The organism is Streptomyces sp. NPDC059224 (assembly GCF_042754285.1).
GTDB lineage: Bacteria > Actinomycetota > Actinomycetes > Streptomycetales > Streptomycetaceae > Streptomyces.
The window spans coordinates 159,079-176,636 of the sequence record NZ_JBHZAN010000026.1 but is presented as its reverse complement, the minus strand read 5'-3'; the positions used below and the strand labels follow the sequence as shown (position 1 = coordinate 176,636).

Genomic DNA, 17,558 nt, shown 5'->3' with positions numbered 1-17,558 from the left:
GCACCGGAGTCATCCGGTGCGCCCCGACGGCGTTGCCGACCCGAGGTGTCACCAGGCGGTGGCCTTCTCCTCCGAGGGGAGGAGGATCCACAGCGCGATGTAGAGCAGGAACTGCGGGCCCGGCAGCAGGCACGACAGCAGGAAGATCACTCGCATCGTCGTCGCGGAGGTGCCGAAGCGGCGGGCCAGCGCGGCGCACACTCCGCCGATCATGCGGCCGTGGGTGGGGCGGGCGAGGCTGGACATCCGCGTCTCCTTCGTGAGTCCCCGGTGCGCTGCGCGACCGGTTCGAGGCGGCCCGTGCGGCTCCTCGTCTGCCCTCAACGGTACGGAGACGAACCAGGTCGAAGCGTCGCTCTACGGGGCGATCCCGACCCTGGGAATCGTCGGGGTACGACCCTGAGCCGGGTCCTCCTGGGGGAGGGCCGCCGGCCGGCGCCGCCCACCTCGCCGACGGAGCCGGGAGCGGGCCGCCGGAACCACCGCCAGATGCGCGACGAGCACGCCGGCCGTGTTCAGGAGGACCGAGTCGACGTCCACCACCCGTCCGGGCACCCCGGTCTGCAGCAGGGCGATGCCGAGCGAGATCAGGGCGCCCGTGGCGGCGGTACGGATCAGGGAGGCGAGCGGCGAGACACGGAGCCGGCCGTGGACCAGCGGGAGCAGCACACCCAGCGGGGCGAGCAGCGCGAGGCCCTCACCGATCCGGTGGGCGGCCTCGAGCGGGCCCAGTGCCAGATCGGCGCGGATCCCGGCGAACGGGTGCAGGTTGGCGGGCATCACCCACGGCACGTCCAGTGGCCGCAGCATCAGCCAGGCGACGAACGCGAGATGGGCGACAAGGAGGACACCCCCTGCCACACGGACGCGGATCGCGGCGCTGCCGCCGATGGAGCCTTGACGCTGCACGCCCCACAAGACGCCCCGGCGCACGCGAACGGTTCCGGATGCGAGGGGGTGAGGCTTTCCCCACACGGCTGAGCGGAGAGCCCCGTCAGAGGCGCGGGCAACCACTTCCGGCCCGCACCCGCCGCACCACGCTCCCCGGCCCCCACGAGGCGCCGAAGCGCCCCTCACCCGGAAGAAACCTCCCCGGAGGGCGGCCGGTTCCCGCTCGGAGAGTTCCGTACCGCGTCCGTGCACTCGTACCGCAGCAGCGGCTCCCGCCCCGGCCCGCCCAGGATCACCGAACCATCGCCCTCGGCCGCGGCCGAGTCGGAGAGCGTGCACACGATCTGGCCCAGCGCGTACGACGTCAGCCGGGCCGGCGACGTGCTCAGCCGCAGCGTGTCCTCCGGATCCCCGGGCCGGGGCCCCACGACCGACATCCCGCCGCGCACGTACGTCGTGTAGCCCGCCGACTTCTCGGCGGCCGTGGGCGTCTCCGCGAGCTGGTCGAGCAGCCCCTGGGCGACGATCACCCGCCGCTGCGCGTCCGCCGTGCCCTCCGGGACGCGTACCGCCCGGTCCACGGTCACCAGCGCGGAGCCGCACAGCAGGAACACCTGCACCGGCACCCCCTGCTCGGGCTGGGCCGACAGGTCCGGCTGGGTCATCGAGCACGGCACCCGCGAGGGCGCCCCGCCGAAGTCGGTCGGCACCTCGGTGGCCCGGATCCCGCACCCGCAGAGCGCGAGCGCCAGCCCGGCGAGGGCCAGAAGTCTTCGTCCGTGCATCAGGCGTCCTTCTCCCCGGCGTCCTGGCTCTCCGCGGTCAGCGTCGAGGCGTCCCTGGGCAGCCGCAGGGTGAACACCGCGCCGCCCTCGGGCGAGTTGGCCGCGGTGATCGAGCCGCCGTGGATCCGGGCGTTCTCCGTCGCGATGGACAGGCCCAGGCCGCTGCCCTCGGAGCGCGGCCGGGAGGCGCTCGCCTTGTAGAACCGGTCGAAGACGTGGGGCAGGACGTCCTCGGGGATACCGGGTCCGTGGTCGCGCACGGCGACCACCAGCTCGCCGCCCTCCTGCTGGTCCATGCGCACCGACACGCGTACCGGCGAACCGCCGTGCTTGAGCGCGTTGCCGATCAGGTTGGCGAGGATCACGTCGAGGCGGCGCGGGTCGAGGCGGGCGTGGATGCCGCGCTCGGCGTCCAGCTCCACCGCGTCCAGCCAGGCCCGTGCGTCGATGCAGGCGGTGATCTGGTCGGCGATGTCGACGTCGTCGAGGACCAGCCGGGCCGTACCGGCGTCGAAGCGGGTGACCTCCATCAGGTTCTCGACGAGGTCGTTGAGGCGGCGCGTCTCGCTGACGACCAGCCGGACGGCGGGCTCGATCATCGGGTCCATCGACCCTGACTCCGCCTCCAGCTCCTCCTCCAGGATCTCGGTCACGGCGGTGATCGCGGTGAGCGGCGTCCGCAGTTCATGGCTCATGTCGGCGACGAAGCGGCGCGAGGCGTCGTCCCGCGCGGCCATGTCGTCGACCCGTTTCTCCAGCGCCTCGGCCGCGTCGTTGAACGTCCGTGACAGGTCGGCGAGTTCGTCCGTCCCCGACACCCGCAGCCGGGTGTCCAGCCTGCCCTCGCCGAGCCGCCGCGCGGCGACGCCCAGTCGGTGCACCGGCTTCAGCACGGTCGTCGCGGCGGCCTGCGCGAGCAGGGCCGAGCCGATGAGCGCCAGCCCGGTGGCGATGCCCAGCGACCACGCCAGCGAGTTGAGGTCCTTCGCCTCCGGCTCCAGGGACTTCATCATGTAGCCGGTCGGCCCGCCGCCGATCAGCCGGGTCCCGGCCACCAGGTACGGCGTGCCGTGGTCGACGACCCGCTGCCAGTACAGGTGGTAGGCCGACTTGTTGGAGTCGGTCAGCTTCTGCTGCTTGTCGACGGCGGTGCGCAGGGACCGGGGCACGTCGTCGAGCGCGAACGCGCTCAGCCCGTCCGAACTGCCGTACACCGTCTTGCCGTCCGGGTCCTGTCCGACCAGTAACACGCTGAACCGCTGGCTGCTGCCGGCCATCTGACCGGCCGTGCGCTGGAGTTCGTCCTGGGTGGGATGGACGGGCAGCGCGCCCGCCCGGTTCTGCATCTCCTGCTGGAAGTCGCGCAGCACCGCGTCCTGGGTGCGGGTGAGCACGGCCTCGCGGTTCAGCCAGTACGCGATGCCGGACGCGGACACGGCCGCGGTCAGCGCGACGAGCCCGAAGACCACGACGAGCCGCAGCCGCAGACTGGTGAAACGCAGCCTGGACATGGCCCCCCTGCGATCCGCGGCCCAGCCGCGGAAGCCCCCTTGCCGGTCCGTCACTGAGGGGCGTCCAGGCGGTAGCCGACACCACGGACGGTACGGATCAGGGTCGGCGAGGAGGGCACGTCCTCCACCTTGGCACGCAGCCGCTGCACACAGGCGTCCACGAGCCGGGAGTCACCGAGGTAGTCGTGCTCCCAGACCAGCCGCAGCAACTGCTGCCGGGACAGCGCCTGCCCCGGCCGCCGGCTCAGTTCGAGCAGCAGCCGCAGCTCGGTCGGGGTCAGCTGGAGGTCCTCGCCGTTCTTCGTCACGGTCATCGCGGACCGGTCGATGACGACGTTGCCGAAGGTCGCCGAGTCGGTGGACTCCCGCTCCCCGCGACGCAGCACGGCCCGGATCCGGGCGTCGAGCACCCGGCCCTGGACGGGTTTGACGACATAGTCGTCGGCCCCGGACTCCAGCCCGACCACCACGTCGATGTCGTCGCTGCGCGCGGTCAGCAGAATGATCGGCAACTGGTCCGTGCGCCGGATCCGCCGGCACACCTCGAACCCGTCGATGCCGGGCAGCATCACGTCGAGGACGATCAGATCGGGCCGCTGCTCGCGCAACAGCTTCAGACCGTCCTCACCGGTCGCAGCGGTGGCCACCCGGTGCCCCTGGCGCGTCAGAGAGAGCTCCAGGGCCGTACGGATGGCGTCGTCGTCCTCGATCAGCAACAGGGAAGGCACGGGCTCATTCTGGCCCATGAGAGGCCTGTCGTACGACCTGTGCGGCTCGTAGCCGCCCGCGAACCTCGTCACCGCCACCACCTGTGCATCGTGTGTGGACGCTCTGTGCCGGATCCCTGTGACAGGTCTGTGACAGTCGGCGGATACGGCCGTGAAGGTGGCCCGGCAGAGTTCTCGGCACAGGCAAGCGAGCGGGTGGCGCGGAGCCTGGGCAAGCCGAACTACCGGAAGTCCACGACGGGGGGCGCGAGATGAACACGCTGATCGGTCACAGCACCAGCGCAGTGATCACGCGTCTGCACGACGTGAACCGGGGTTCCGAGAAGTCCGGTGCCGTGAGCGGGCGGGGGTGCGCTCGCGGCACCGGGCGTCAGCACACCGCCTACATGACGGTGGTCGACGGCTGCGCGGGGGAAGCGCACGGGGGATCCGCACACGGGGAGGACACGGGGGAGCAGCGCTCGCTGACCGAGGCGGAGTTCACCGCCTACGTCCAGGAGCGCCGCGCTTCCCTGTACGCGACCGCCTACCACCTGACCGGTGACCGCTACGAGGCCGAGGACCTGCTGCAGAGCGCGCTGTTCTCGACGTACCGGGCGTGGGAACGGATCAGCGACAAGGCGGCCGTGGGCGGTTACCTGCGGCGGACGATGACGAACCTGCACATCAGCGCCTGGCGGCGCCGCAAGCTCAACGAGTACCCGACCGAGGAACTGCCGGAGACGCCCGGCGACACGGACGCGATGAGCGGCACCGAGCTGCGCGCGGTCCTGTGGCAGGCGCTGGCCCGGCTGCCCGAACTCCAGCGCACCATGCTGGTCCTGCGCTACTACGAGGGCCGCACGGACCCGGAGATCGCGGAGATCCTCGACATCAGTGTCGGCACGGTGAAGTCCAGCATCTGGCGGTCGCTCCGCCGGCTGCGCGAGGACGAGGTCCTCAGCTTCGGCCGTGACGAGGAGAACGCCTTCGGGGAGCTCGTCGCCTGAAGGTAAGGGGATCCGGGGGGATCCCGACGGGGAGGGCCTGGGGGGACTCACGGGGGACTGCGAGTCAGGGCCCATGGGGGAAGCGAGTCCGGGGGGACTCGCGGGGGAAAGCACGGGGGAGCTCCGCCACGGGGGACTCGGGGGTGTTCGGCGGGGCCGGCGGGAGCGGGACTGGAGGGCCGGGGGGTCCGTCCAGTCCCGCTTTTCCGTCACGTCCGCCGTGCTGCCCCGTCCGCGGGTACGGGGGTCAGGCCGACGCCCGGTCCCGGCTCTGCCGGCCCACCGCGGCCGCCGCCAGCCGGCCCAGCGCCTCGTCCCGGTCGCACGGGTGCGCGCCCAGCGACACCTGGCGGGCCACGATCGTCCGCTCCGCGCGCATCAGCCGCCAGCCGCGGCGCAGCAGGAACGGCACCGACTTGCGGCCCTCCTTCAGATCGCGCAGGAAGCGCCGCCGGAAGGTCCGCATCGGGCCCCGGTTCAGGCAGAGCGCGTCGGCCAGCAGCCCCCGCTCGCGGCAGCGCTCCACTATCTCGGCGGCGAAGACGCCCTCCGCGATGAACAGCGGGGTACGGCCGATGTGCAGTGGTTCCTCGCCGGTACGGGCGCTCAGCGAGATGTCGTACACCGGTACCGGCGTCGACCCCGTGGCGCAGAGCCGGGCGATGGCCTCGACCGCGATCTCCGCGTCCCAGGACTGCGGGTGGTCCCAGTCGATGTCCGAACTCCCCGCCACCAGCGGCAGCGTCGGGTCGTCGCCGTCCTTGTAGAAGTCGTCGAGGCGCAGCACGGGCAGTCCGGAGCGGGCGGCGACGAGGGACTTGCCCGAGCCGGAGGGGCCGCACAGCAGCACGACACGGGCGGAGGGCGGGAGATGAAGGCTCACGGAACACCAGTTTGACGTATGGGGGGCCCGCTGCCGACCCCGCGGGTCGCCTTTGGAGCGTGACTCACACCTCAACTACCCTGAGTGCCTGTCCGCTTACCCTGAGCACTCGAAGGTGGCACCAGCGATGGCCCGTACCGCGTCCTCCCCGTATCCGACCGCTCAGCGCGCCCTGGTCGCACTCGCCGCGGCCTCAGCCGCGCTCGGCGCGGGCGCCGCGACGGCCGCCGCGGACACCCAGCACGTCGTGGACCCCCGGGTGCACACCCGGCCCACCTCCCTCGGCCACCTCGACCCGAAGTCGGGTGTGCAGGCGCTGGGGGCCGTACTGCCGTACGTCACGGGGCCGGTGGCGGGGCTGAAGCCCAACCCGCTGGCGGGTACGGGTGTCGACCCGCTGGACAACGGGGTGGGGACGAAGGTGGCCGACTTCCGGCCGGTGTCGTCGAAGATGCTGACGGGGCCGGTGGCGCAGGCCTCGTCGGTCGGGTCGCTGCCGGCGGTGGGACAGATGCTCGGCAACGCGGGGAGCTGAGCGCCCCGTGCGGGGCGCCGGGGGCAGCCCCGGCCGAATGCCGGGAGGAACTGCGGGACCAGCCTCGGGCGGCCCGCAGTTCCCCGCGCACGGAGACGGATCAGTAGGAAGACCCTGACGCGCCCAGCGCCCCCGTCGGGTGCCAGACGGTCTTCGTCTCCAGGAAGGCCGTCATGCGGTCCGTCCCGGGCGCCGCCGTCCAGTCGTCCACAGGCTGTGGACGCAGGACGCGCTTCAGGTTGTCGGCCGCCGCGATCTCCAGCTCCTTCGCCAGCGACTCGTCGGCGCCCGCGAGGTCGATCGCGTTGACGTCCTGGTGGGCGGCGAGGGGCGCCGCGATCTCCGCCGTACGGCCGGAGAGGATGTTGACCACTCCGCCGGGGACGTCGGAGGTGGCGAGCACCTCGGCCAGCGAGAGGGCCGGCAGCGGCGCCTTCTCGCTCGCGACCACGACCGCCGTGTTGCCGGTGGCGATCACGGGCGCGACCACGGACACCAGGCCCAGGAACGACGACTCCTGCGGGGCCAGGACGGTCACCACGCCGGTCGGTTCGGGGGAGGAGAGGTTGAAGAAGGGGCCCGCGACCGGGTTGCCGCCGCCGGCCACCTGGGCGATCTTGTCGGTCCAGCCCGCGTACCAGACCCAGCGGTCGACGGCGGCGTCCACGACCGCGGCGGCCTTGGACTTGCCGAGGCCCTCGGCGTCCGCGACCTCGCGCACGAACTGGTCCCGGCGGCCCTCCAGCATCTCCGCGACGCGGTAGAGGACCTGGCCGCGGTTGTAGGCCGTGGCCCCGGACCAGCCGCCGAACGCCTTGCGCGCGGCCACGACCGCGTCCCGGGCGTCCTTGCGGCTCGACTGCGGCGCGTTGGCCAGCCAGTTGCCCTTCGAGTCCGTCACCTCGTACACCCGGCCGCTCTCGGAACGCGGGAACTTCCCGCCGACGTACAGCTTGTAGGTCTTGAAGACAGACAGGCGATCAGACATCGAGGTATGCCTCCAGGCCGTGGCGGCCGCCCTCGCGACCGAAGCCCGACTCCTTGTAACCGCCGAACGGCGAGGTCGGGTCGAACTTGTTGAACGTGTTGGACCAGATCACGCCCGCGCGCAGCCTGTTGGCGACGGCGAGGATCCGCGAGCCCTTCTCGGTCCAGATGCCGGCGGACAGCCCGTACGGCGTGTTGTTGGCCTTCGCCACGGCCTCGTCGGGCGTGCGGAAGGTCAGGACCGACAGGACCGGGCCGAAGATCTCGTCGCGGGCGACGGTGTGCGCCTGGGTGACGTTCGTGAAGAGCGTCGGGGCGAACCAGTAGCCGGCGGAGGGGATCTCACAGGCCGGGGACCAGCGCTCGGCGCCCTCCGCCTCGCCCTGCTCGACGAGGGAGGTGATCCGTGCGAGCTGTTCCGCGGAGTTGATCGCGCCGATGTCGGTGTTCTTGTCCAGCGGGTCTCCGAGACGGAGCGTGGACAGACGGCGCTTGAGGGAGTCGAGCAGCTCGTCGTGGACCGACTCCTGGACGAGGAGCCGGGAGCCCGCGCAGCAGACCTGGCCCTGGTTGAAGAAGATCCCGTTGACGATGCCCTCGACGGCCTGGTCGATCGGGGCGTCGTCGAAGACGATGTTCGCGCCCTTGCCGCCCAGTTCGAGGGTGAGCTTCTTGCGGCTGCCCGCGACCGTGCGCGCGATCTCCTTGCCGACGGCGGTGGAGCCGGTGAAGGCGACCTTGTTCACGTCCGGGTGGGCGACGAGCGCGGCGCCCGCGTCGCCGTAGCCGGGCAGGATGTTGACGACGCCCCTGGGCAGGCCCGCCTGGCGGCAGATGTCCGCGAAGAAGAGGGCCGACAGCGGCGTGGTCTCCGCCGGCTTGAGGACGACCGTGTTGCCGGTGGCCAGTGCCGGGGCGATCTTCCAGGCCAGCATCAGCAGCGGGAAGTTCCAGGGGATGACCTGGCCGGCGACGCCCAGGGGGCGCGGGTCGGCGCCGTAGCCCGCGTGGCCGAGCTTGTCCGCCCAGCCCGCGTAGTAGAAGAAGTGCGCGGCGACCAGGGGGAGGTCGGCGTCGCGCGTCTCCTTGATGGGCTTGCCGTTGTCCAGCGTCTCCAGGACGGCCAGCTCGCGGCTGCGCTCCTGGATGATGCGCGCGATGCGGAAGAGGTACTTGGCGCGCTCGGAGCCCGGCAGCGCGGACCACTTCTCGAAGGCCTTGCGGGCGGCCTTGACGGCGCGGTCGACGTCCTCGGCGCCGGCCCGGGCGACCTCGGAGAGGACCTCCTCGGTGGACGGGCTGACCGTCTTGAAGACCTTGCCGTCGGCGGCGTCGGTGAACTCGCCGTCGATGAAGAGGCCGTAGGAGGGCGCGATGTCGACGACGGAGCGGGACTCGGGCGCCGGTGCGTACTCGAATGCGGTGGTCATCTTTTCCTTGGCCATGGTCGGTCAGTCCACCGTCACGTAGTCGGGGCCGGAGTAGCGGCCGGTGGCCAGCTTCTGACGCTGCATCAGCAGGTCGTTCAGGAGTGAGGAGGCACCGAAGCGGAACCAGTGGTTGTCCAGCCAGTCGGCGCCCGCCGTCTCGTTCACCAGGACGAGGAACTTGATCGCGTCCTTGCTGGTCCGGATGCCGCCCGCGGGCTTGACGCCGATCTGGACGCCGGTCTGCGCGCGGAAGTCGCGCACGGCCTCCAGCATGAGAAGGGTGTTCGCCGGGGTCGCGTTCACCGCGACCTTGCCGGTGGAGGTCTTGATGAAGTCGGCGCCCGCGAGCATGCCCAGCCAGGAGGCCCGGCGGATGTTGTCGTACGTCGACAGCTCGCCGGTCTCGAAGATGACCTTGAGCCGGGCGGCGCCCGAGGCCTCCTTCACGGCGACGATCTCCTCGTACACCTTGCCGTAGTTCCCGGCGAGGAACGCCCCGCGGTCGATGACCATGTCGATCTCGTCGGCACCGGCGGCCACGGCGTCGCGCACGTCGGCGAGCTTGACCGGCAGCGCCGCGCGGCCGGCCGGGAAGGCGGTGGCGACCGAGGCGACCTTGACGGACGAACCGGCGACGGCCTGCTTGGCGGCGGCCACCATGTCGGGGTAGACGCAGACAGCGGCCGTGGCCGGGGTCGCGCGGTCCGTCGGGTCGGGATGGACCGCCTTGGCGCCGAGCGCCCGGACCTTGCCCGGGGTGTCCGCGCCTTCCAGCGTCGTCAGGTCGACCATCGAGATGGCGAGGTCGATGGCGTACGCCTTCGCGGTGGTCTTGATGGAACGGGTGCCTAGCGAGGCGGCACGCGCCTCCAGGCCGACCGCGTCGACGCCGGGCAGCCCGTGGAGGAAGCGGCGCAGCGTGCTGTCGGACGCGGTGACGTCAGCAAGTGCGTGGGGTGCGGTGGTGGGCATGGTCACCAGACGAGCATATCTACGCGCGTAGCGGCTGTACACCCCGACGGAACGGTTCTTCTCAGGAACGGCCGGGGGGCCGCCCCCTCTGGTGGCTCGGGGACCGCGTGACCGGCCCGTACGGCCCGCGGCGCCCGGCGAACCCGCCTCTCACGGCGTGACGGTCCGCCTCTCACCGCGTGACGCCGCACACCACTCGGCCGCCCGGCGCACGCCTGAGGCACAATCGGCGGCATGACCTCGCCCCTCGTCAAGGACCACGCCTATCGATCGCCGCAGGCGCTGATCGGCGGAGTACTCCTGCTCGTCATCATCGGCTGGCTCGGCATCGACGCGCTGTCGCGGGGGCACGGCCGCACCCCGTGGCTCGCGCTCGCCGCGATGATCCTTATCGTGCCGCTGGTGGTCGCCTTCACCCTGCGCCCGGTCGTGTTCGCGGGACAGGACCGGCTGCGGGTGCGCAACCCGTTCCGGCTGGTCACGATCCCGTGGGGGGAGGTCGCCGGCCTGCGCTCCGGGTTCTCGAACGAGATCGTGACCAAGGACGGCGCGAAGTACCAGCTGTGGGCCATCCCGGTGTCCCTGCGCGGCCGGAAGAAGGCGGCGCGCCGGCAGGCCAAGGCGGCGTCGGACGCGCGGCGCGGACGCACCGGGGCCGAGGGCGGCGGGTTCGGCGCCCGCGGCGGCCTCGGCGGCTTCGCCACGGGCACCGGCTTCGGCGGCCTGCGGCCCCCGGAGGAGGCGGACGGCCCGGTGCGCGCGGAGACCGACAAGGTCATGGACGACCTGCGGGAGATGCTGGAGAACCGAGGCGAGGCCGAGTCCGCGCAGGGCGCGATCACGGTCCGCTGGGCGTACGAGGTGGCCGCCCCGGCGATCGCCGGAGCCGTGCTCCTGGCGATCCTGCTGGCGACGGGCTGACCGGGCCTGCCGGCACGCACGGTGCCGGGCCTCCCGGGTGGCGGGAGGCCCGGCACCGTCGTTTCAGGGATTCGGGCGGGGCGGGGTCGGCGGACGTCGAGGTGGCCGGCCGGACAGACCGCGGCGGCGGTCGTGGCCGTGCCGGCGCGGGACCAGCGGTAGTCGCGGTCCGCCCCCGGGTCCTGCTGATGGACGAGCCCTGCTCCGCCCTGGACCCGGCCTCCACCCGCCGCATCGAGGAGACCGTCCACGAGCCGACCGACGAGGTGACCGTCGTGATCGTCGAACACGGCCCCACCGACCAGATGTTCCACACCCCCTGAAACCCGCGCGCCGCGGACCACGTGAACGGCCGCTCCGGGCAGGACGGGGGTGGCTGTCGTCGCCTGCCGCGCGCCCGGGGGCCCGGCACCGCATCAGGCCGGGTGGAGGAACCGGACCCCGTGCCGGGCCCGTGCGCGGCGACCGTGTTCCGCCGAGGTGCCGGGGCGGCGGAACGCCCGAGGGGCGGATGCCCGCGGAGGGCGGACGCCTCCGAGAGGGCGCGGAGCACATCCCTTCGCGGTCCCGGCGCGCGGTCACCCCTGCGGCCGTAGGTGTCCGGGACGCGGGCGGCGGCCCGACCTCCCGTCGATCACGGCGCGCTCGGCCACACCAGCAGCATGTACGCGCCGCAGTACGCGGACCCCGCGACCGCCACGGTCAGCGCGAGCACCCGCAACCGCCGTGACGCGCGGGCGAGGTACCCGGCGACGGGCAGCAGCAGCGGGAAACCGGGCAGGAGGAAACGGGCCCGCGGGAAGTAGACGCCCCCGCTGGCCACCACGATCACCAGCAGGACCGCGCCGAACACCAGCAGCGGCAGCGGCTGACGGTCCGCCACCGCGAGCCCGAACAGGACCACCGACGCGAGGACCGTCAGGCTCACCACCACCAGGAACAGTTCCGGCCGGGGAACCTGTCCGAACAGGTGCCGTAGCCAGTGCACGGTCTCCGCGCCGCCGTCCAGCTCGTTGTGCCACATCCGCTGGACGGCGAAGTAGCCGTCCCAGCGGCCGAGCCGGACGCCCACCCAGCCGACGTACGCGCACCAGCCCAGGGGGGCCACCAGGGCCGCCGTCAGGGCGCGGACCGAGAAGCGGGTGCGCAGGGCGAGCAGCGCGGTGACCGAGACGGCGGCGGCCACCGCGATGCCGGTCGGCCTGGTCAGCCCGGCCAGTACCGAGCCGGCCGCCGCCCACAGCCAGCGCTCGTCCAGCACCGCGTACAGCGCCCACGCGGCGAACGCCGTGAACAGCGACTCGGTGTAGCCCATCCACTCCACCAGACCCACCGGGTAGGCCGCCCACAACACGGTGAGCAGCACCCCGGCCCGCCGCCCGGCCAGCCGGTCGCCCACCGCGAACACGCCCCAGGCCGCGACCAGCGACGCCAGCCAGGCGAGGCCGAGGCCGGTACTGGCCCGGGTGCCCGGGGTCAGCACGGCCACGGCCTTGACCAGCAGCGGGTACAGCGGGAAGAACGCCAGGTTGTTGTGGTCGAAGGCGGTCCCGAGGGTGTGCGTGTAGCCGTGGTCGGCGATCCCGAGATACCAGCGGGAGTCCCACTGCGCCGCCAGCATCGGCCACACCCCGTGGTGGCGGCGGTGCGCCCACACGACGAGGAACAGCAGCCCGGTGAGCCGTACGCCGAGATACGCGGCGAGGGCCGGCGCCGCCCGGCGCAGCGCGTGGCGCGGGGTGGCGGCGGTGGGGAGAAGGGGTCGTCGGGAGCCCGGGATGTGTCCGCTGGGGGCGGTGTCGGGGGCGGTCGAGGACACGGCGGCGGCTCCAGACTCCGGTACGGCGGTGGCGGGCGTTACCCGACCACCGTTTCCCGGCCGCCGCGGCAGGACGTGGAACCCGGGTCAACTACCGCCGGGAAATCACCCGATGGGGTGCTACGGATCCGTGCCCGAGCCGATGAAGGGGGCCGGGGGGCGCCCCGGGGGGCGCCCCCCGGGTCAGATGCCGGCCGCCTCGGACAGGTCCCGCTTGATCGCGGCCAGGGTCCGGGCCGCCTCGGCGCGGGCCGCCGGGAGGGCGTCGCGGGCCGCCACCGGGACGACCACCTCCAGGTAGCACTTCAGCTTGGGCTCGGTGCCGCTGGGGCGGACCACGACCCGGGCGCCGGTGAGCGTGTAGCGCAGGCCGTCGGTGGGCGGCAGCCGGTCCGTGCCCCGGGTCAGGTCCTCCGCTCCGGTGACGGGGAGCCCGGCGAGTGCGGTCGGGGGCTGCTCACGGAGCCTGCGCATGGCGTCGGCGATGACGGAGAGGTCCTCGACGCGGACCGAGAGCTGGTCGGTGGCGTGCAGACCGTGCTCGACGGCGAGGTCGTCGAGGAGGTCGAGGAGGGTGCGGCCCTCCTCCTTGAGGACCGAGGCCAGCTCGGTGAGCAGGAGCGCGGCGGTGATGCCGTCCTTGTCGCGGACGCCGTCGGGGTCGACGCAGTAGCCGAGGGCCTCCTCGTAGCCGTAGCGCAGGCCGTCGACGCGGGCGATCCACTTGAAACCGGTGAGGGTCTCCTCGTACGGCAGCCCCGCCTTCTCGGCGATCCGGCCGAGGAGGGAGGAGGAGACGATCGACTCGGCGAAGACGCCGGTGGCGCCGCGCCGGACCAGGTGGGCGGCGAGGAGCGAGCCGACCTCGTCACCGCGGAGCATGCGCCACTCGCCGTCGTCCTTGACGGCCGCGGCGCAGCGGTCGGCGTCCGGGTCGTTGGCGATGATCAGGTCCGGGTCGGTGGCGCGGGCCTGCGCGAAGGACAGGTCCATCGCGCCGGGTTCCTCCGGGTTGGGGAAGGCGACGGTCGGGAAGTCCGGGTCCGGTTCGGCCTGCTCGGCGACCAGGACCGGTGCCGGGAAGCCGGCCCGGGCGAAGGCGGCGAGGAGGGTGTCCTTGCCGACGCCGTGCATGGCGGTGTAGACGGTTCGCGCGGTGCGCGGGGAGCCGGGGGCCAGGACGGCGTCCGTACGGGCCAGGTAGGCCTCCAGGACGGTGTCGTCGAGGGTTTCCCAGCCGGTGTCGGGGCGGGGGACGTCGTGGAGGGTCGTGATCGCCTCGATCTCGGCGGCGATCTCCGCGTCGGCGGGCGGGACGATCTGGGAGCCGTCGCCGAGGTAGACCTTGTAGCCGTTGTCGCGGGGCGGGTTGTGGCTGGCGGTGACCTCCACGCCGGCGACCGCGCCCAGGTGCCGTACGGCGAACGCCAGGACCGGGGTGGGCAGGGGGCGGGGGAGTACGACGGCGTGCAGGCCGGCGCCCGTCATGACGGCCGCGGTGTCGCGGGCGAAGTCGGCGGACTTGTGGCGGGCGTCGTAGCCGACGACGACGGTTCCGGTGCCCCGGCCGTGGGCCTTCAGGTACGCGGCGAGGCCGGCGGCGGCCCGGATGACGACGGAGCGGTTCATGCGCATGGGGCCCGCGCCGAGTTCGCCGCGCAGGCCCGCGGTCCCGAACTGGAGGGTGCCGCTGAAGCGGGCCGACAGTTCGGTGACGTCACCCGCGCCGATGAGCTCGGCGAGCTCGTCGCGGGTGTCCGGGTCGGGGTCCTCGGCCAGCCAGGTCCTGGCCCGGGCGATGAGATCGTCGTGCACGGTCGTCGTCCAACCTCTCGTGGTGTGCCTGCGGCGCCGGTGCTGCTTCGGTGGGGGTGCGCGTGGCGCCTGCGGGCGGTGGTGAATCGGGTCCGGGGCGCGGAGTCTCCGTCCTCGGACCGGTGGTGCTGTCTCGTGCCGTACGGGGTGCCGAACGCCGGACGCTGCGGGCGGGGACTCCCCGCCCCGGCCCCTTCCCGCCGTGGGCGAGCGCGCCGGCCTTGGGGCGCGGGGAACTGGGCGAACGGTCACGACGGGCCCGCGGACGTCCGCCGTGACGGGGGTTACAGCCGGCCCAGCACCTGCGCCAGCAGCTCGCCCATCTGGGCCGCCGAGTCGCGGCCGGCCTGGAGGACCTCCTCGTGGTTGAGGGGTTCGCCGGTCATGCCCGCGGCGAGGTTGGTCACCAGGGAGATGCCGAGGACCTCGGCGCCCGCCTCGCGGGCCGCGATCGCCTCGAGGACCGTGGACATGCCCACCAGGTCCGCGCCGATGACGCGGGCCATGCGGATCTCGGCCGGGGTCTCGTAGTGCGGGCCGGGGAACTGCGCGTAGACGCCCTCTTCGAGGGTGGGGTCGATCTCCTTGCACAGGGCGCGCAGGCGGGGCGAGTAGAGGTCCGTCAGGTCCACGAAGTTCGCGCCGGCGATCGGGGAGGTGGCCGTGAGGTTGATGTGGTCGCTGATGAGGACCGGCTGGCCGGGCCGCATGCCCTCGCGCAGGCCGCCGCAGCCGTTGGTGAGGACGATCGTCTTGCAGCCGGAGGCGACGGCGGTGCGCACGCCGTGTGCGACGGCGGCGACGCCGCGGCCCTCGTAGTAGTGCGTGCGGCCCAGGAAGACCAGCGCGCGCTTGTCACCGAAGGAGTACGAGCGGATCTTGCCGCCGTGCCCTTCCACGGCCGGCGGCGGGAAGCCGGGCAGCTCGGTGACCTGGAACTCGGCGTCGGGGGCCCCGAGGGCGTCGACGGCCGGAGCCCAGCCGGAGCCCATCACGAGGGCGACGTCGTGGGTCTCGGCGCCCGTGAGTTCGCGCAGGCGCGCGGCGGCCGCCCCGGCTGCGGCATGGGGGTCGCCCTGGATGTCGTCCGGAAGAAGAGATGCGTTCACGCGGATGAGAGTAGCCGGTCTGGGCCTACGCGCGTAGATGAGGGAGCTCACGGGATGGCGATCGTTGTCTTGTCGTTTCCAACGAGTGGTGTGACGCAGGTAACTTTTGTAACGGCTGTGGGCGGTCTGTGAGGGTTGGGGGCTCCTCAGCAGGGGCGCTTGCGCAGTTCCATGACGTAGTCGTGCGGGGCGCCCGCCGACTCCGCCGCGTCGGCGATCTCGCCGAGGTAGCGGGCCGAGGGAAGGCCGCCCTCGTAGCCGTTGAGGACGTAGAGCCAGGCGCTCTCCTCGCCCTCCAGGGTGTGCACGCGCACCCGGGCCCGGCGGTAGATGCCCATGCCGACGCCCTCCCAGCGGTCCATGGACTCCTCGTCCATCGCCGCCAGGTCGTAGAGGCCGACGAAGACCTGCGACAGGGGGTCCTCGACGATCGTCGCCAGTGCGCCCTCCCAGCCCATCTGCTCGCCGCCGAAGGTCAGCCGCCATCCGTTCAGCCAGCCGGTGGCGCGGAGGGGGGAGTGCGGGGCGCGGCGGGACATCAGCCGTGCGTCGAGATTGCCGGCGTACGCGGCGTAGAGCGACGACATGGAGAGAGGGTACGGCAGTGGTCCCGGGTGCCTCTCCAGCCCCTCGAGGCACCGGGCGGCGCCCCGGGGCGATAGCACCTCCGGGGGTGCGGGACAATGGAGTACGTGACTCGGATCGTGATCATCGGTGGCGGACCCGGCGGATATGAAGCGGCGCTGGCGGCCGCGCAGCTCGGCGCGGAGGTGACCGTCGTCGACTGCGACGGTCTGGGCGGAGCGTCGGTGCTGACCGACTGCGTGCCGTCGAAGACCCTCATCGCCACGGCCGAGGTGATGACCAACTTCGACTCCTCGTACGAGGAGCTGGGGATCATCGTCGCCGACGACACCCCGCCGCTGGAGCAGGCGGCCCGAGTGGTCGGCGTCGACCTGGGGAAGGTCAACCGGCGGGTGAAGCGGCTCGCGCTGGCGCAGTCGCACGACATCACGGCGTCGGTGACGCGGGCAGGTGCCCGGGTCGTGCGCGGGCGCGGCCGGCTGGAGGGCATGCAGGCCCTGGACGGGTCGCGGAAGGTCGTGGTCGCGGCCGCGGACGGCAGCGAGGAGACCCTCACCGCGGACGCCGTGCTGATCGCGACCGGTGGCCACCCCCGTGAGCTGCCGGACGCACAGCCGGACGGCGAGCGCATCCTGAACTGGACCCAGGTCTACGACCTCACCGAGCTGCCCGAGGAGCTCATCGTGGTCGGGTCGGGTGTGACCGGTGCCGAGTTCGCCGGCGCGTACCAGGCGCTGGGGTCCAAGGTGACGCTGGTGTCCTCCCGGGACCGCGTGCTGCCGGGTGAGGACCCGGACGCGGCCGCCGTCCTGGAGGACGTCTTCCGCCGCCGTGGCATGAACGTCATGGCGCGCTCGCGCGCCGCCGCCGCCAAGCGGGTCGGGGACCGGGTCGAGGTGACGCTCGCGGACGGCCGGGTCATCACCGGTTCGCACTGTCTGATGGCCGTCGGCGCGATTCCCAACAGCGCCGGCCTGGGGCTGGAGGGTGCGGGCGTCAAACTGCGCGACTCCGGGCACATCTGGACCGACAAGGTGTCGCGGACGACGGCCCCGGGGGTGTACGCGGCCGGTGACGTCACGGGCGTCTTCGCCCTGGCGTCGGTGGCCGCCATGCAGGGGCGGATCGCGATGTACCACTTCCTCGGCGACGCGGTGGCCCCGCTGAACCTGAAGACCGTCTCGTCCAACGTCTTCACCGATCCGGAGATCGCGACGGTCGGGTACACCCAGGCGGACGTGGACGCGGGCAAGATCGACGCCCGGGTCGTGAAGCTGCCGCTGCTGCGCAACCCGCGCGCGAAGATGCAGGGCATCCGGGACGGCTTCGTGAAGCTGTTCTGCCGGCCGGGCACCGAGATCGTGGTGGGCGGCGTGGTGGTCTCGCCGCGGGCCTCGGAGCTGATCCATCCGATCTCGATCGCCGTCGACAACAATCTGACGGTCGAACAGATCGCGAACGCGTTCACCGTGTACCCGTCCCTTTCCGGCTCGATCGCCGAGGTCGCGCGGCAGCTGCACACGCGGAAGATCGGCAGCGAACTCTGACGGCCGGATCCGACTCCCCGCTGGTCACGGGGAGTTGTCGCGCATGCGTAC

At 72.6% G+C, this 17,558-nt stretch carries 18 protein-coding genes; 5 read left to right on the top strand and 13 right to left on the bottom strand.

Annotation, left to right across the window (positions count from 1 at the left end):
* Window positions 1-48 precede the first annotated feature (48 nt).
* The 5 genes from ACFXI4_RS28635 to afsQ1 form a co-directional block, all read right to left on the bottom strand.
* Window positions 49-246 carry a PspC domain-containing protein gene (locus tag ACFXI4_RS28635; protein ID WP_089099209.1) on the bottom strand — a complete coding sequence of 66 codons (198 nt, stop codon included), beginning with the start codon at window positions 244-246 and terminating at the stop codon, window positions 49-51.
* A 111-nt stretch (window positions 247-357) separates the two neighbouring features.
* Window positions 358-909, bottom strand: a complete 552-nt coding sequence (locus ACFXI4_RS28630) for a VanZ family protein (protein ID WP_384996262.1) — start codon at window positions 907-909, stop codon at window positions 358-360.
* 164 nt (window positions 910-1,073) lie between these two features.
* Window positions 1,074-1,676: a hypothetical protein gene (locus ACFXI4_RS28625; RefSeq protein ID WP_384996259.1), complete on the bottom strand. Its 603-nt coding sequence runs from the start codon at window positions 1,674-1,676 to the stop codon at window positions 1,074-1,076.
* Window positions 1,676-3,187, bottom strand: coding sequence for an ATP-binding protein (locus tag ACFXI4_RS28620; protein ID WP_384996257.1), 1,512 nt, complete (start codon window positions 3,185-3,187; stop codon window positions 1,676-1,678). Before ACFXI4_RS28620 ends, ACFXI4_RS28625 begins: the two co-directional genes overlap by 1 nt.
* A gap of 50 nt (window positions 3,188-3,237) precedes the next feature.
* Entirely contained in the window at window positions 3,238-3,915 is a 678-nt protein-coding gene (afsQ1, locus tag ACFXI4_RS28615; RefSeq protein ID WP_177232965.1) for a two-component system response regulator AfsQ1, read from the bottom strand.
* A 251-nt stretch (window positions 3,916-4,166) separates the two neighbouring features.
* Between afsQ1 and ACFXI4_RS28610 the strand changes: the two genes are divergently transcribed.
* Entirely contained in the window at window positions 4,167-4,904 is a 738-nt protein-coding gene (locus ACFXI4_RS28610) for a SigE family RNA polymerase sigma factor (protein ID WP_384996253.1), read from the top strand.
* Between the two features lie 247 nt (window positions 4,905-5,151).
* Here the strand turns inward: ACFXI4_RS28610 and ACFXI4_RS28605 are convergent, their stop codons facing one another.
* Window positions 5,152-5,787, bottom strand: coding sequence for a uridine kinase (locus ACFXI4_RS28605; RefSeq protein WP_384996250.1), 636 nt, complete (start codon window positions 5,785-5,787; stop codon window positions 5,152-5,154).
* Window positions 5,788-5,914: 127 nt separating this feature from the next.
* Between ACFXI4_RS28605 and ACFXI4_RS28600 the strand changes: the two genes are divergently transcribed.
* Window positions 5,915-6,322, top strand: a complete 408-nt coding sequence (locus ACFXI4_RS28600) for a hypothetical protein (protein ID WP_384996248.1) — start codon at window positions 5,915-5,917, stop codon at window positions 6,320-6,322.
* A gap of 100 nt (window positions 6,323-6,422) precedes the next feature.
* On the opposite strand, the gene ACFXI4_RS28595 is transcribed toward ACFXI4_RS28600, so the two are convergent.
* From ACFXI4_RS28595 to deoC, 3 genes are read right to left on the bottom strand one after another with little or no spacing between them, the layout of a single operon-like run.
* A complete protein-coding gene (locus tag ACFXI4_RS28595) occupies window positions 6,423-7,310 on the bottom strand; it encodes an aldehyde dehydrogenase family protein (protein WP_384996246.1) in 888 nt (295 codons plus the stop codon).
* Window positions 7,303-8,739 carry an aldehyde dehydrogenase family protein gene (locus ACFXI4_RS28590; protein WP_384996244.1) on the bottom strand — a complete coding sequence of 479 codons (1,437 nt, stop codon included), beginning with the start codon at window positions 8,737-8,739 and terminating at the stop codon, window positions 7,303-7,305. Before ACFXI4_RS28590 ends, ACFXI4_RS28595 begins: the two co-directional genes overlap by 8 nt.
* A gap of 21 nt (window positions 8,740-8,760) precedes the next feature.
* Complete coding sequence (deoC, locus tag ACFXI4_RS28585) at window positions 8,761-9,717, bottom strand: deoxyribose-phosphate aldolase (RefSeq protein WP_384996242.1); 957 nt, start codon at window positions 9,715-9,717, stop codon at window positions 8,761-8,763.
* Window positions 9,718-9,945: 228 nt separating this feature from the next.
* On the opposite strand from deoC, the gene ACFXI4_RS28580 reads away from it, so the two are divergent.
* The gene (locus ACFXI4_RS28580; protein ID WP_384996239.1) at window positions 9,946-10,632 is read left to right on the top strand and encodes a PH domain-containing protein; all 687 of its coding nucleotides are present in this window, start codon (window positions 9,946-9,948) and stop codon (window positions 10,630-10,632) included.
* 188 nt (window positions 10,633-10,820) lie between these two features.
* On the top strand, window positions 10,821-10,955 hold the full coding sequence (locus ACFXI4_RS28575; RefSeq protein ID WP_384996237.1) for a hypothetical protein: 135 nt from the start codon (window positions 10,821-10,823) through the stop codon (window positions 10,953-10,955).
* Between the two features lie 311 nt (window positions 10,956-11,266).
* On the opposite strand, the gene ACFXI4_RS28570 is transcribed toward ACFXI4_RS28575, so the two are convergent.
* The 4 genes from ACFXI4_RS28570 to ACFXI4_RS28555 all read right to left on the bottom strand — a co-directional run bounded on the left by ACFXI4_RS28570 (window position 11,267) and on the right by ACFXI4_RS28555 (window position 15,962).
* Entirely contained in the window at window positions 11,267-12,451 is a 1,185-nt protein-coding gene (locus ACFXI4_RS28570; RefSeq protein WP_384996234.1) for a hypothetical protein, read from the bottom strand.
* A 183-nt stretch (window positions 12,452-12,634) separates the two neighbouring features.
* A complete protein-coding gene (locus tag ACFXI4_RS28565; protein ID WP_384996231.1) occupies window positions 12,635-14,266 on the bottom strand; it encodes a phospho-sugar mutase in 1,632 nt (543 codons plus the stop codon).
* A 284-nt stretch (window positions 14,267-14,550) separates the two neighbouring features.
* Window positions 14,551-15,375, bottom strand: a complete 825-nt coding sequence (locus tag ACFXI4_RS28560) for a purine-nucleoside phosphorylase (RefSeq protein ID WP_384996229.1) — start codon at window positions 15,373-15,375, stop codon at window positions 14,551-14,553.
* Between the two features lie 146 nt (window positions 15,376-15,521).
* A complete protein-coding gene (locus ACFXI4_RS28555; protein ID WP_362721301.1) occupies window positions 15,522-15,962 on the bottom strand; it encodes a gamma-glutamylcyclotransferase in 441 nt (146 codons plus the stop codon).
* A 96-nt stretch (window positions 15,963-16,058) separates the two neighbouring features.
* Here ACFXI4_RS28555 and ACFXI4_RS28550 point away from each other — a divergent pair, with 96 nt between their 5' ends.
* On the top strand, window positions 16,059-17,507 hold the full coding sequence (locus tag ACFXI4_RS28550; RefSeq protein WP_384996226.1) for an NAD(P)H-quinone dehydrogenase: 1,449 nt from the start codon (window positions 16,059-16,061) through the stop codon (window positions 17,505-17,507).
* Window positions 17,508-17,558: the final 51 nt, after the last annotated feature.

What these genes read in the sequence shown, in the direction of transcription:
- ACFXI4_RS28575 (WP_384996237.1), top strand. Translation starts at nt 10,821, where the DNA reads ATGGACGAGCCCTGCTCCGCCCTGGACCCGGCCTCCACCCGCCGCATC.
- ACFXI4_RS28580 (WP_384996239.1), top strand. Translation starts at nt 9,946, where the DNA reads ATGACCTCGCCCCTCGTCAAGGACCACGCCTATCGATCGCCGCAGGCG.
- ACFXI4_RS28600 (WP_384996248.1), top strand. Translation starts at nt 5,915, where the DNA reads ATGGCCCGTACCGCGTCCTCCCCGTATCCGACCGCTCAGCGCGCCCTG.
- ACFXI4_RS28555 (WP_362721301.1), bottom strand. Translation starts at nt 15,962, where the DNA reads ATGTCGTCGCTCTACGCCGCGTACGCCGGCAATCTCGACGCACGGCTG.
- ACFXI4_RS28550 (WP_384996226.1), top strand. Translation starts at nt 16,059, where the DNA reads ATGGAGTACGTGACTCGGATCGTGATCATCGGTGGCGGACCCGGCGGA.
- ACFXI4_RS28590 (WP_384996244.1), bottom strand. Translation starts at nt 8,739, where the DNA reads ATGACCACCGCATTCGAGTACGCACCGGCGCCCGAGTCCCGCTCCGTC.
- ACFXI4_RS28625 (WP_384996259.1), bottom strand. Translation starts at nt 1,676, where the DNA reads ATGCACGGACGAAGACTTCTGGCCCTCGCCGGGCTGGCGCTCGCGCTC.
- ACFXI4_RS28595 (WP_384996246.1), bottom strand. Translation starts at nt 7,310, where the DNA reads ATGTCTGATCGCCTGTCTGTCTTCAAGACCTACAAGCTGTACGTCGGC.
- ACFXI4_RS28620 (WP_384996257.1), bottom strand. Translation starts at nt 3,187, where the DNA reads ATGTCCAGGCTGCGTTTCACCAGTCTGCGGCTGCGGCTCGTCGTGGTC.
- ACFXI4_RS28610 (WP_384996253.1), top strand. Translation starts at nt 4,167, where the DNA reads ATGAACACGCTGATCGGTCACAGCACCAGCGCAGTGATCACGCGTCTG.
- ACFXI4_RS28635 (WP_089099209.1), bottom strand. Translation starts at nt 246, where the DNA reads ATGTCCAGCCTCGCCCGCCCCACCCACGGCCGCATGATCGGCGGAGTG.